Genomic DNA, 13,241 nt, shown 5'->3' with positions numbered 1-13,241 from the left:
GGAGACAACTCATGTCACTCGTTAGTGTCATTATTCTAGCATCGGGCAATTCACAACGGATGGGCCAAAATAAATTGTTCTTAAAATATCAAGGAAAAACATTTTTAGAGCACACGTTAACCTTAGTGAATCAATTAGACGTATTAGAACGGATTTTAGTTGTTTCGCCTGAGAATCAGCCAGCGTTTCCTTTACCTAAGAACATTCAGGTGATTCTCAATCATCAATGGCAAGAAGGGCAAAGTAGCAGTATTCGTTTAGGAACCGAACAAGCTCGGGGAGCTGGCTATTTATACTTACCTAGTGATCAACCATTGTTAACACCTAAAATGCTACAACCCGTGTTAGATAAATGTCAGAGAAATAAAATTATAGTGCCATTACAAAAAGATGGCTGTCCTAGTAGTCCAGTATTATTCGGTAATCAATTTCGACAAGAACTATTAACATTGACTGGTGAAAAAGGCGGACGCATGATTTATGAACGCTTTCCAGAAGCAGTTCAGATGCTGAGAATAGCGACTCCTGGCCGTTTGAAAGATATCGATACGCCAGAAGAGTACAGAAAATTAATTCAAGAAACCAATAGTTAGAGAGGAAAATCGTATGAAGGATTTGGTTTATTTAAATTATGCAGCGACTTCCTATAAAAAATTTCCAGCAACCATTGAGGCTTTGACTGCCTATTTAGCAGAAAATCAGTTCATGAATTACGGAAGAAATGCCCCTTTGCTTAGAGAGGGGCTTCCTCTTTTAGAGACACGTCAATTGTTAGCAGACTTTTTTCAGGCACCCAGTGCGGCTCAGATTACGTTTACGAATAACGCAACAACTTCCTTAAATCTTGCATTAGCGGGGATTTTACAACCTGGCGATCATGTGATTACGACCATGTTAGAACATCATGCAGTAGCTAGACCGCTTCACTTACTTGAGAAAGAACGAGGCATTTCAGTGACGTATGTTGCTTGTCAAAAAACGGGTCTGTTAGATGTAGAAGATATTCAGCGAGCCTGGCGAACGAATACAAAAGCCTTGGTGATGACACACGCATCCAATGTCTTAGGCACCATTTTACCCATTGAAGAATGTTTTCAATGGGCCAAACAGAAAGGATTATTAACCGTTTTGGATGCAGCTCAAACGGCGGGATTTTTACCAATAAAAATGACCCAGATGGCCATTGATGTGTTAGCCTTTACTGGACATAAAAGCTTATATGGATTAGCAGGTATTGGTGGGTTAGCTTTTAGTGAGCGAGGGGCTGAAGCGGTCAAACCACTGATAACGGGCGGCACTGGTAGCCATTCTAATTCCTTTGATCAACCCTCTTTTTTACCAGATAAATTTGAAGCTGGTACGTTAAACAGTTTAGGTATTCTAAGCTTAAATAGTTCTGTTAAAGAGTTGAATAAAATTGGTTTAGCAGCGATTCAAAAGCACGAACGAACCTTAATGCAGAATTTTTTAGATGGTTTATCAGGGTTACCTGTCACAATTTTAGGAACCAAGGACGCGGCACAAACTGTCCCTGTTGTTTCTATCACACTGTGGAATCAGGAAGAAACAGTGGTGGCACAGCAACTAGCAGAACAATATGGCATTATGACGCGCGCAGGTTTGCATTGTGCACCATTAGCCCATGAAACAGCTGGGACTTTAGCAACTGGCACCTTACGTTTTAGCTTTGGTTGGCAGACAACGCCTGAAGAAATTACTTGGACAATTCACGCTTTACAAGAACTACTAATTTGAGAAGGAGCGGACAGCATGGATTTTTTATCACAATGTACATCAGGTGGCTGCGGGGCAAAAATTGAATCCCGTGTACTGAACCAATTGTTGCAACACTTACCCGAAACACCGGCAAATGAGCGGCTACTCGTCGGATTTGAACATGCCGACGACGCCGCTGTTTACCAAATAACGTCTGAAAAAGCTTTGATTTCAACGGTTGATTTTTTTTCACCAATGGTCAATGATCCGTTATCATTTGGAAAAATTGCGGTCGCTAATGCTTTAAGTGATGTCTATGCCATGGGCGGTACAGTCCTTTATGCGCTAAATCTTGTTTGTTTTCCACAAAAGATGTCAAAAGAATGGTTGGAACAAATGCTCTTGGGTGGCAGTTTAAAATTAAAGGAAGCGGGCGCTTTACTGGCGGGAGGCCATTCGATTTATGACCATGAACCCAAGTATGGCTTAGCGGTAACTGGAGAAGTTCATCCAGAAAATTTGTGGCATAATAATACGCCACAGGTGGGGGATGTCTTGATTTTAACTAAAGCATTAGGTGTAGGAATTATTCAAGCGGCTGTTCGGGGGCAATTGGCGAAGCAGACGGAACAAAAAATCGCACAAGATTCGATGGAACGTTTAAATAAATATGCCGCTGCGAATGCTCGATCTTACGCAGTACATGCTTGTACTGATGTGACTGGGTTTGGTCTATTAATTCATGCAAAAGAAATGGCTGATAATCAGGTAACATTACTGATTGATACAGAAGCGTTACCAACCATTACAGGAGCGTTGGCCTACGCCGGAGAATGTTTAGTCACTGCAGCTGGGCAAAGAAACCGACAAACAATCGGAACGACAATCGATTATTCAAAAATTTCTATGGAAATGCAAGAACTTTTGTTTGATCCACAAACATCTGGCGGACTGTTAATTAGTGTTGCTGCTGACGAAGCGGCAGCCTGTTTAGCAGCTATTCAAAAAGAGGACCCTGTTGCCAAAATTATTGGTGAGGTTCTGCCAAAAGAACAACAAGCAGTAGTACTTTTATAGAGAGAAGGGCCAAATATGAAATTAGTAGATGCATTGGGGAAACCTTGCCCAATACCTGTGATTGAAACAAAAAAAGCTTTGGCGGAGTTAGGTTTAGCTGGAGGCACTATCGAGGTTTTAGTCGATAACGAAGTAGCTGTTGAAAATTTGAAAAAATTAGCTGCTAAAAAACAGGCCACTTTGACTGCGAAGCAGATAGAAGCCACGGTTTTCTCTGTCAAAATTACGGTACCTGAAGAAGCGACGCAACAAACAAGTCAGTCAGCAACAGATTTAGTAATTACGATTGGCTCCGATCAATTAGGTACTGGAGACGAGCAGCTAGGACGACTATTAATGAAAAGTTATCTTCAATCATTATCAGAAGCAGAAACTGTTCCTACACAGCTATTATTCTTTAATCGAGGGGCGTTTTTAACGAATCAAGCAGCGAATACCTTAGCTGATTTGCAACAATTAGCGGAGAAGGGAACCACGATTAAAACGTGTGGGGCCTGTTTAGATTTTTATCATTTAACAGACACCTTAGCCATCGGCTCTATTACTAATATGTACGAAATTGTTGAAACAATGAATCAAGCGGCTAAAGTAATTACGCTTTAACAAAAAAAGAAGGTGAAAAGATGGAGTATTTGCTAACCTTTCCGAATACACATTATGCTGTTCAGGCGGAACAAGTACTATTGGCAAGAAAGGTGGCTGTTCGCGTCTTTACTTTGCCACCATCATTGACGGATGGCTGTGGGATCGGTTTACTCATTAATGAAGCGGAAATAACTCACAGTGTATGTTTTTTAGAAGAAGCAAAAGTACGCGTAGCCTCTATTTTTTCTGTGAAAAATGACCTTGGGGAAAGGAGGTACCAACTGTGGAGTCCTTAAAAAAGTGTTTTGATTTACAAGGAAAGGAGATTGTGTCGATTGTTGGTAGTGGTGGGAAAACAAGCTTAATGTGGGCGCTAGCAAAAACATATCGAAAGGAAGCTGTTCTGGTTAGTACAACTACAAAAATTGGGTTTCCCCAACGTCAATTGTATGATTATTTTTATACAAACCATTTTGAAAAAATAACGCCGAATATCTGCGGAATCACTTTAGCAGGAACCGCTATCAACAACCAAACAAAACTAACGATGCCTGCAATGACCTCGCTTCAAATATTGTTTCAGCACTTCACGAAAGTTTTTTTAGAAGCGGATGGATCCAAACAACGACCTTTGAAAGGCTGGTCCTCTTATGAACCCGTGATATTAAAAGAAACAACCACCACAATTGGTGTGCTTCCGATTTCTGTGATTGGTCAAAAGATAGATGAAACGACCATTCATCGGTTGCCGCTTTTTTTGGAATTAACCGATGCGCAACAACAAGAACCAATCACAGAAACATTGTTAGCTCAACTCATTGCTCATCCAAAAGGATTGTTTAAAGAGAGCCAAGGCAAACGAATTTTGTGTTTAAATCAAACCCATACGCGAAGAGAGTTCGTTCAAGCGATGAATGTCTGTCTTCAGTTACCCAAAAGCTGTTTTGAAAAATTAGACAAAATTATTGCTTGCAATATGGAATTAGAGAAAGGACTTATTTTATGGGAGAAATCAGTCAAAACATCCAAGAAAAATTAGTGATTGTTCGCGGAGGGGGCGATCTAGCGACAGGTGTTATCCAAAAATTATGGCACGTTGGCTTTAAAATACTAGTATTAGAAACAGAATGTCCTCTGGCCATTCGGCGGACTGTTTCAGTTTGTGATGCTATTTTCCAGAAAGAACAAAGAGTGGAAGATTTGGTTGCTGTTCGAATTACTTCATTAAAGGATTGCGCGAAATGTTGGCAGCAAAATAAGCTGCCTGTTTTTGTCGATCAAACAGCAAGTGCTATTCAACAATTGAAACCACTGATTGTTATCGATGCGATTTTGGCTAAGAAAAATTTAGGTACGCATCGAGGAATGGCACCGATTACGATTGCTTTAGGACCAGGCTTTTCAGCACCGCAAGATGTCGATGTTGTGATTGAGACAATGCGTGGACATAGGTTGGGACGTTTATACTTTGAAGGAACAGCTTTACCTAATACAGGTATTCCAGGTGAAATTGGCGGAAAAAGTGCGGAACGAGTTGTCCATGCCCCTGCTTCAGGACAAGTTATCCACCTTAAAAACATCGGGGATCTCGTGTTGAAAGGGGAAGCATTATTTTTAATCGATCAGGTTCCAGTTTATTCGCCTTTGACAGGGACTTTGAGAGGATTGATTTCAGAAAAGGTAATATGCTGTCAAGGGTTGAAGTGTGCAGATGTAGATCCTCGACCAGTTGAGAAAGTCGATTGCTTGACGATCTCCGACAAAGCTCGTGCATTAGGGGGAGCGGTTTTAGAAGCAATTTTTATGATTGGAAGAAGGAAAAATGTTTTATAAAAAAGAACCTAAATAATATTTTTTTTACCTTAAAAATATTGTTAAAACGGTTTGGAATGTGGTATAGTAAAGACGTAGTAAAAAATACTCTATCTCGAAAGGGGAAGAGTACATACTTAGTTAGATTAATTTGTGAATAAAATCATTTGTAAAAGTTATTTTTTTAGGAATTAATGTAAGGGGTTACAATTGCATTTGAATGCATTGAAATATTTAGGAAAAAAGAAAGGAAATGAATGAAGATGGCACTAGTAAAAATTGTTTATGCAAGTATGACTGGAAACACAGAAGAAATTTCCGAGATTTTGGAAGAACAGTTTCAAGAAGCTGGAGTTGAAGTAGAACGTGAAGAATGTTCAGAAGTTGATGTAGACTTCTTTGATGATGCAGATGCTTGTATTATCGCAACGTATACTTATGGTGATGGGGAACTGCCTTTTGAATTTGAAGATTTCTTTGATGAATTAACTGAAAAGGATTTAGCAGGTAAGCCATTTGGCGTTGTTGGTTCCGGTGATCGTGAATATGGTGAATTTTTCTGTAAATCAGCGCATGATTTTGTAGGAGCTTTTGAAAAAGCTGGTGCTAAAAAAGTAGCTGAAACAGTTGAAATTGAAAACAATGCAGAAGAAGAAGACATCGAAATGCTAAAAACATTTGTTAAAAGTGTTGCCACAACTTTATCTGATAGCGTTGCCTAAAGGTTTAAGAAAGTAGGAGTCAGAATGAAAAGGAATGATGAAGGTAGGTATTTCAATGTTTAATATTCTTCAGTCGACTCAATTATCTAGTAATACATTTGATTTTTGGCTGGAAGCGCCAAGAATAGCGACACATGCCCAGGCTGGACAGTTTGTTATTTTAAGAATTGACGAAAAAGGAGAGCGGATCCCTTTAACGATTGCGGAGACAAATCCACAAGCAGGCAGTATTCGAATTATTTTCCAAGTAATCGGTAAGACAACAGCTGCACTTTCCCAACTTAAAACTTCCGACTCTTTGTTAGATATCACTGGACCTTTAGGTATGCCCACAGAAGTGAAGCAATATGGAACGGTGATGGTTGTCGGTGGCGGGGTTGGCATCGCGGCTATTTATCCAATTATCAAGGCTTTAAAAGAAGCAGGCAACCGAGTGATTACGATTTTGGGGGCACGCACAGCTGAGTTAGTTCTGTTACAAGAAGAATGCCGTCGTTATTCGGATGAACTAATCATTACAACGGATGATGGTTCATTAGGTAAAAAGGGCTTAGTAACAGAAGCGATGGAAGAAGTTATTGCACGTGAATCTGTAGCGTGCAGTTGGGCGATTGGGCCCAGCATCATGATGAAATTTTGTACCTTGACAGCTGAAAAACATCAATTACCAATTTATGTTTCCTTGAATCCTATTATGATTGACGGAACAGGTATGTGTGGCGGTTGTCGGGTCACTGTTGATGGCACCATGAAATTTGCCTGTGTTGATGGACCTGAGTTTAAAGGCAATGAAGTAAATTGGGATGAATTCATTAATCGAATGAAGCAATATCAGGAAGAAGAAGCAGTTTGCTTTACAGATCGTTTGAAAGAGCAGGTGGAGAAAAATGGCTAGAAAAAGTCGTATAAAAACACCGATTGCGGAACAAGCACCTACTATCAGAAAGAATAATTTTGAAGAGGTTTGCTTAGGCTATACATTAGCAGAAGGGCAAGAAGAAGCGATTCGCTGTTTACAATGTAAAAATGCACCTTGTATTGCTAAATGCCCCGTGATGATTGATATTCCTGGATTTATTTTAGCTATTCGTGAAGGAAACATGGAACAAGCAGCCGATATTTTAAGTAAATATACGAATTTACCTGCTATTTGTGGACGCGTTTGTCCGCAAGAGAAACAATGTGAACAAGTTTGTAAATTAGGGAAAGCCAAAAACTTTGAACCAGTGGCAATTGGCAAATTAGAACGTTTAGTTGCCGATTGGGCATTAGAAAATCACAAGTTTCCTAAGAAAACAGCGGAACCAACAAAAGGGAAAATCGCAGTGGTCGGTTCTGGTCCTTCTGGGTTAACAGTTGCGGGGGATTTGGCAAAGCTCGGCTACGAAGTAATTATTTTTGAAGCGCTTCATGAAGCTGGTGGCGTATTAACCTATGGTATACCTGAATTTCGATTACCGAAAAAAATTGTTAAACAAGAAATTGCGAGTATTGAAGCCTTAGGTGTAACAATAGAAACCAATGTGGTAGTAGGTAAAACGATTACGATGGAAGAAATAATGTCAGAGTTTGATGCCTGTTATCTATCGGTTGGTGCAGGGGCACCAAACTTTATGGGAATCCCAGGAACTAGTTTAAATGGGGTTTATTCTTCTAGTGAATTTTTAACACGAATCAATTTAATGCATAGCTATGAGTTTCCAGAATATGATACACCGATTAAACGTGCTAAAAATGTTGTTGTGATTGGCGGCGGGAATGTTGCAATGGATGCCGCTCGTTCAGCCAAACGATTAGGCGCTGAAAATGTGAACATTGTGTATCGTCGTTCGTTAGAAGAATTACCAGCAAGAATTGAAGAATACCACCATTCCCTTGAAGAAGGAATTAACTATTATTGGTTAACGAATCCAATTGCTTATTTAGATGACCAACAAGGAAATCTAGCCGGTGTTGAATGTGTCAAAATGGTTTTAGGTGAACCAGATGCGTCTGGAAGACGACGGCCAGAACCGGTTCCAGACAGCACGTTTACCATTCCTGCTGATGCAGTAATCGAGGCAATTGGCCAAGGGGCAAATCGCGTCTTGTTATCAACATATCCAGAAATAGAACTAAACCAATGGGGTTACATTCAAGCTGATCCTAAAACAGGAGCAACCTCAATACCTGGCGTTTTTGCTGGGGGCGATATAGTCACAGGTGCTGCCACCGTTATTTTAGCGATGGGCGCTGGGAAAATCGCAGCTAATGCAATTGATCAGTATGTCAAAACACAAAAAACAACAGTCACAAGCAATGTTTAGGAAAGATAAAAGGTGAAAAAATGAAAAAAACAATGGATGGAAACACCGCAGCGGCTTATATTTCATATGCGTTTACAGAAGTTGCCGCTATTTATCCTATCACACCAAGTTCAACAATGGCTGAGTTGGTAGATGAATGGGCGGAAAGTGGTTTAAAAAATATTTATGGTCAAAAAGTTCAAGTTATTGAAATGCAATCAGAAGCTGGGGCAGCGGGAGTAGTTCATGGTTCGTTAAAAACAGGTGCGTTAACCACTACTTATACTGCTTCACAAGGTTTACTGTTGATGATTCCCAATATGTATAAAATCGCAGGAGAATTGCTACCTTCTGTGTTCCACGTGGCGGCTCGGGCAGTAACGACAAGTGCGTTGAGTATTTTTGGTGATCATGGCGATGTGATGGCTACCCGCCAAACAGGTTTTTGTATGTTAGCAGAATCGAGTGTTCAAGAAGTGATGGATTTGTCGGCAGTTGCTCATTTAGCTAGCTTAGAAGGTAGTTTACCTTTTGTAAACTTTTTTGATGGTTTTAGAACGAGCCATGAACTACAAAAAATCGAAGTGATTGATTATGATGACCTGAAAGAAATGGTGAATCAGGAAGCTGTAACTCGTTTTAGAATGGGAGGCATGAATCCTAATCATCCCACTGTTTCAGGGACCGCTCAAAATCCTGACATTCATTTTCAACAAAGAGAAACAGTCAATAAAAATTACGAAGAAATGCCAAAAATTGTTCAAAAATACATGAAAAAAATTAACAATCTTCGTGGAACAACGTATGATTTAACCGATTATTACGGGGTTGAAGATGCAACAGAAGTCATTATTTCAATGGGGTCGGCTTCGCCAGTAATCAAACAAACAGTCGACTATCTCAATCAACAAGGACGCAAAGTTGGTTTTATCAATATTCATTTATATCGTCCATTTCCTACCGAAAACCTTCTTGAAAAATTACCAGCTACAGTAGAAAAGGTTGCGGTTTTAGATCGAACAAAAGAATCAGGAGCCGAAGGGGAACCATTATTGCTAGATGTTCAAAGCGCTCTCTATCAACATGAAAATCGCCCAATTGTGATTGGTGGACGTTATGGGTTAGGTTCTAAAGACGTAGCGCCTAATCAAATTAAAGCGATCTATGATCATTTGTTATTGCCATTTAAAGAATTAAAACAACGTTTTACGGTAGGGATCGTTGATGATGTAACCTATCAATCATTGCCAGAAGAATCTACTTTAGATTTAACGCCAGATACTACTTTCCAAGCAAAATTTTGGGGCTTTGGTTCTGACGGAACTGTGGGAGCAAACAAGCAAGCGATTAAAATTATCGGAGATCATACCGACCTTTATGCACAAGCTTACTTTAGTTATGATTCTAAAAAATCAGGCGGTTTAACCGTTTCGCATCTGCGTTTTGGTAAAGAGCCAATTACTTCCACGTATTTAATTGAACAAGCAGATTTCATCGCTTGTCATAATGCTTCCTATTTGCATAAATACGACCTGTTAAAAGGTTTAAAAGATGGCGGAACGTTTTTACTGAATACTATTTGGGATCAAGAAAAGGTTCATCGTTTATTACCGGCTAAGTTAAAAAAATATATTGGGGAGCACCAAATCAAATTTTATATTATCAATGCGGTTGAGTTAGCTCGCAAAGTAGGCTTAGGCCGTCGGATCAATACAGTGATGTCTACTGCCTTTTTTGAAGTAACAGATATTTTAACGAAAGAGCAATATTTACCGTTACTTAAAGAAGAAGTGAAAAAGACTTATGGAAAAAAATCAATGGAAATTGTTGAAAAAAATTACCAAGCGATTGATGCTACCTTTGAATCGCTGCAAGAAATTGTAGTCCCAGAAGATTGGGCCACCATTGTTTTAGAACCAGAAAATCAAGAGTCGGAAGTTCCAGCTTTTGTGACAAACATTTTAGAACCAATCAATCGTCAAGAAGGGGATCAGCTGACCGTTTCAGATTTGATTGAAAACGGAATGAAGGGCGGTGCCATTCCTATGGGCACTGCGGCTTATGAAAAACGTGGCATTGCGTTAGAAGTGCCTGAGTGGCAAATGGATAAGTGTACGATGTGTAATGAATGTGCCTTTGTTTGTCCACACGCGGCTATTCGACCGTTTTTAGCGGATGAAGAAGAACTGAAAGAAGCACCTGCAGGTTTTGCCATGCGCGAAATGCGTGGCACAGATGGATTGATGTATCGTATCCAAGTTTCTTTAGAAGACTGTACAGGTTGTGGTCTTTGTGTTCAGGCATGTCCCGTGAAAGACAAGGCGATTTTAATGAAACCTTATGAAACTCAGAAAGAGCAAGCGATGAATTGGGCCTTTGCGATGACTCTTAAACAAAAAGCCAACCCAGTCAAAAAACTTTCTGTTAAAGGTTCCCAATTTAACCAGCCATTGATGGAATTTTCAGGTGCTTGTGAAGGCTGTGGCGAAACACCTTATATTAAGTTGTTGACGCAACTATTTGGTGATCGAATGATGATTGCTAACGCAACAGGCTGTTCATCAATTTGGGGTGGTTCGTCACCGGTGACGCCTTATACAACGAACGAATGTGGCCAAGGACCAGCTTGGAGTAATTCGCTGTTTGAAGATAATGCGGAATATGGTTATGGTATGTATATTGCCAATCGAACGAAACGGCAACATTTAGCTAGTCTGGTTGAAGAAAGTCTTGCTAAAAACGTCGGATCAGATTCACTTCAAGCCTTGTTAAATGATTGGTTGGAACACATGGCTGAAGGGGAAGGAACACAACAGCGAGCAACCAAACTAGCGGCGGCATTAAGTGAAGAAGCCGATGAAGATCCACTTTTAACAAAAATTTACGAACAAAAAGATTTACTAGTGAAAACGAGTCAATGGATTGTCGGCGGCGATGGTTGGGCCTATGATATCGGGTTTAGCGGCATTGATCATGTTCTTGCCAGTGGGGAAGATGTTAATATTTTTGTTATGGATAACGAAGTATATGCCAATACAGGCGGACAAACATCTAAAGCTACACCAGCTTCAGCCATTGCCAAATTCTCAGCGGGTGGGAAACATACCTCTAAAAAAGATTTAGGGATGATGGCAATCACTTATGGGAATGTCTATGTTGCACAAGTGGCTTTAGGCGCAAACTCAATGCAAACGATTAAAGCAATTGACGAAGCGGAGCGGTACCCAGGCCCATCAATTATCATCGGTTATACCCCATGTATTAATCACGGGGTCAAAGGTGGAATGGTTCGGACGTTAGATCAAGCCAAAGAAGCCGTTGAATCTGGCTATTGGCCACTTTATCGCTATAATCCAGAGTTAGTTAAGAAAGGCAAAGATCCGATGGTCATTGACTACAAGAAAACAGATTTTGACAAAATGCGTGATTTCCTTGAAAAACAAACACGTTACTCTGCGTTGCATACAATTAAAGAGAATCAAGAAGTAGTCGAACATTTACTTGATAAAACTAAAGAAGATGCAATTGAACGCTCTGAAAGTTATAACAAACTAGCCACACATATGAAAAAATAAAAAAACAAAGCCTCTTACTTGAGAGGCTTTGTTTTTTATCCAATAATAATTTTTTCTGAAGGGTATTCGTAGCCTAAGTCACGTGTTTCTTTTGGTACAAAAATCATTAAGGTATAAAGCATACCAATACGTCCAATAAACATTAATAAGGCAATCATTAATTTACCTACTGTTGTTAAATCGTCTGTAATGCCCAAAGAAAGACCGGTTGTCCCAAAGGCAGAAGCGACTTCCACAATGATTGAAATCAAGGGCAGATTTTCAGTTGCTGACAAAAAGACGACAGCGAAAAAGCACATAATCAAAGACAACATGAAGACGACAATCGATTTTTTGACATCATCGTCATCTATTTTACGGCTAAAGACGCTAATATCATCTTCACTTTTTAAAAAGGCTAACAAATACAAACCAATAATCGCAACAGTCGTTGTTCGAACACCACCACCAACAGAGCTAGGACTACAACCAATAAACATTAACACAGAAAAAATAATCAATGTTGTGATTTGGAAGTCCCCTAAATCATTAATTTGGAGGCCAGCGTTTCGTGTAGTCATCGAATAAAACATCGAACTTACCCAACGGCCACTTTCATTCATTGTCAAAAATAGGTGATCTTTTTCTAATAAGTAAATCAAAATAGTCCCACCAATAAACAGAACAATAAACGCTAGCAAAGCAATTTTACTAAACAATGAGAAGCGGAAAGGCAAGCCTCGTTTCTTCTTACGAAAGTTCTTTTTCTTAAAATGTAACCACTCATGAATTTCCAGTAAAACGGGAAATCCAATTCCGCCGATAAAAATTAAGAACATAATTGCCAGTAAAAAGAGATAATCATGAGCAAAAGGAATAATTGAATCACCTGAAATATCAAAGCCTGAATTAGTCACTGCAGAAATAGCTTGATAAAATCCATAAAATATCGCATCTCGCCAGTTTGTATAATAACCACTTATATAAAAATAAAGCGAAAAGAGCGAGCCGAAGATTACTTGGAACCAAATTAAAATCAAAAAAGTGGTGCGGATCAGTCGAACAATTCCGCTCAGCCGCGGCTGATTCATGTCAGTCATAATTAACTGACGTTGCTTTAATGTGATTCGCCGTTTTGATAAAATAAAAAAGACCGTTGAAATCATCATAATCCCTAAGCCACCAACTTGGAAAAGAACCTCCAATAAGACGATCCCACGATCATTAAAAACCGAATTAATATCGACTGTGGTGAGTCCAGTAACGCTGACTGTACTGATTGCTAAGAAAAATAAATCAATAAAGGGAACATGAGAGTCAGGTTCTCTGAAAATAGGGAGGCAAAACAATAAATAAGAAATAACCGTCATTAATATGTAATAAGCGACGATGATTTGAATAGATGAAAAATTTTTGCGAATAAATCGATCGCTTTTTCGCTGTGCCAGCCACAGCAAACGTGTATGGTTCACTAGATAACCTCCCAATTC

General features: G+C 39.5%; 12 protein-coding genes. 11 read left to right on the top strand and 1 reads right to left on the bottom strand.

Annotated features, from left to right (window positions below):
* Positions 1-11 precede the first annotated feature (11 nt).
* The 11 genes from mocA to nifJ all read left to right on the top strand — a co-directional run bounded on the left by mocA (position 12) and on the right by nifJ (position 11,772).
* On the top strand, positions 12-593 hold the full coding sequence (gene mocA, locus IGM09_RS09650; RefSeq protein WP_016616769.1) for a molybdenum cofactor cytidylyltransferase: 582 nt from the start codon (positions 12-14) through the stop codon (positions 591-593).
* A gap of 13 nt (positions 594-606) precedes the next feature.
* Positions 607-1,755, top strand: coding sequence for a selenocysteine lyase SclA (gene sclA / locus IGM09_RS09645; protein WP_016616768.1), 1,149 nt, complete (start codon positions 607-609; stop codon positions 1,753-1,755).
* A 15-nt stretch (positions 1,756-1,770) separates the two neighbouring features.
* Complete coding sequence (gene selD / locus IGM09_RS09640; RefSeq protein ID WP_002407197.1) at positions 1,771-2,793, top strand: selenide, water dikinase SelD; 1,023 nt, start codon at positions 1,771-1,773, stop codon at positions 2,791-2,793.
* Positions 2,794-2,808: 15 nt separating this feature from the next.
* Positions 2,809-3,396 (top strand): sulfurtransferase-like selenium metabolism protein YedF, encoded by a 588-nt coding sequence (gene yedF, locus IGM09_RS09635; RefSeq protein WP_002374269.1) that lies wholly within the window; start codon positions 2,809-2,811, stop codon positions 3,394-3,396.
* A gap of 20 nt (positions 3,397-3,416) precedes the next feature.
* Entirely contained in the window at positions 3,417-3,674 is a 258-nt protein-coding gene (locus tag IGM09_RS09630) for a DUF3343 domain-containing protein (protein ID WP_002387137.1), read from the top strand.
* The gene (gene yqeC, locus IGM09_RS09625; RefSeq protein ID WP_002367120.1) at positions 3,662-4,417 is read left to right on the top strand and encodes a selenium cofactor biosynthesis protein YqeC; all 756 of its coding nucleotides are present in this window, start codon (positions 3,662-3,664) and stop codon (positions 4,415-4,417) included. Before IGM09_RS09630 ends, yqeC begins: the two co-directional genes overlap by 13 nt.
* Entirely contained in the window at positions 4,381-5,211 is an 831-nt protein-coding gene (gene yqeB, locus IGM09_RS09620; RefSeq protein ID WP_010707250.1) for a selenium-dependent molybdenum cofactor biosynthesis protein YqeB, read from the top strand. The genes yqeC and yqeB overlap by 37 nt, the downstream gene beginning before the upstream one ends.
* Before the next feature lie 236 nt (positions 5,212-5,447).
* Positions 5,448-5,912, top strand: a complete 465-nt coding sequence (locus IGM09_RS09615) for a flavodoxin (RefSeq protein WP_002382673.1) — start codon at positions 5,448-5,450, stop codon at positions 5,910-5,912.
* Between the two features lie 37 nt (positions 5,913-5,949).
* On the top strand, positions 5,950-6,807 hold the full coding sequence (locus IGM09_RS09610) for a sulfide/dihydroorotate dehydrogenase-like FAD/NAD-binding protein (RefSeq protein ID WP_002365019.1): 858 nt from the start codon (positions 5,950-5,952) through the stop codon (positions 6,805-6,807).
* On the top strand, positions 6,800-8,218 hold the full coding sequence (gene gltA / locus IGM09_RS09605; RefSeq protein WP_010776028.1) for an NADPH-dependent glutamate synthase: 1,419 nt from the start codon (positions 6,800-6,802) through the stop codon (positions 8,216-8,218). The genes IGM09_RS09610 and gltA overlap by 8 nt, the downstream gene beginning before the upstream one ends.
* A gap of 20 nt (positions 8,219-8,238) precedes the next feature.
* Complete coding sequence (gene nifJ, locus IGM09_RS09600; RefSeq protein WP_016616767.1) at positions 8,239-11,772, top strand: pyruvate:ferredoxin (flavodoxin) oxidoreductase; 3,534 nt, start codon at positions 8,239-8,241, stop codon at positions 11,770-11,772.
* 35 nt (positions 11,773-11,807) lie between these two features.
* Here nifJ and IGM09_RS09595 read toward each other — a convergent pair whose 3' ends face one another.
* A complete protein-coding gene (locus IGM09_RS09595) occupies positions 11,808-13,223 on the bottom strand; it encodes a Ktr system potassium uptake protein D (RefSeq protein WP_002385738.1) in 1,416 nt (471 codons plus the stop codon).
* Positions 13,224-13,241 lie beyond the last annotated feature (18 nt).

The organism is Enterococcus sp. DIV0167 (genome assembly GCF_050541555.1).
In the GTDB taxonomy this organism is placed as follows: domain Bacteria; phylum Bacillota; class Bacilli; order Lactobacillales; family Enterococcaceae; genus Enterococcus; species Enterococcus faecalis.
This window is presented reverse-complemented; position numbering and strand designations above follow the sequence as displayed.

Coding starts and splice junctions, on each gene's coding strand:
- mocA (WP_016616769.1), top strand. CDS start 12: ATGTCACTCGTTAGTGTCATTATTCTAGCATCGGGCAATTCACAACGG.
- sclA (WP_016616768.1), top strand. CDS start 607: ATGAAGGATTTGGTTTATTTAAATTATGCAGCGACTTCCTATAAAAAA.
- selD (WP_002407197.1), top strand. CDS start 1,771: ATGGATTTTTTATCACAATGTACATCAGGTGGCTGCGGGGCAAAAATT.
- yedF (WP_002374269.1), top strand. CDS start 2,809: ATGAAATTAGTAGATGCATTGGGGAAACCTTGCCCAATACCTGTGATT.
- IGM09_RS09630 (WP_002387137.1), top strand. CDS start 3,417: ATGGAGTATTTGCTAACCTTTCCGAATACACATTATGCTGTTCAGGCG.
- yqeB (WP_010707250.1), top strand. CDS start 4,381: ATGGGAGAAATCAGTCAAAACATCCAAGAAAAATTAGTGATTGTTCGC.
- IGM09_RS09615 (WP_002382673.1), top strand. CDS start 5,448: ATGAAGATGGCACTAGTAAAAATTGTTTATGCAAGTATGACTGGAAAC.
- IGM09_RS09610 (WP_002365019.1), top strand. CDS start 5,950: ATGAAGGTAGGTATTTCAATGTTTAATATTCTTCAGTCGACTCAATTA.
- gltA (WP_010776028.1), top strand. CDS start 6,800: ATGGCTAGAAAAAGTCGTATAAAAACACCGATTGCGGAACAAGCACCT.
- nifJ (WP_016616767.1), top strand. CDS start 8,239: ATGAAAAAAACAATGGATGGAAACACCGCAGCGGCTTATATTTCATAT.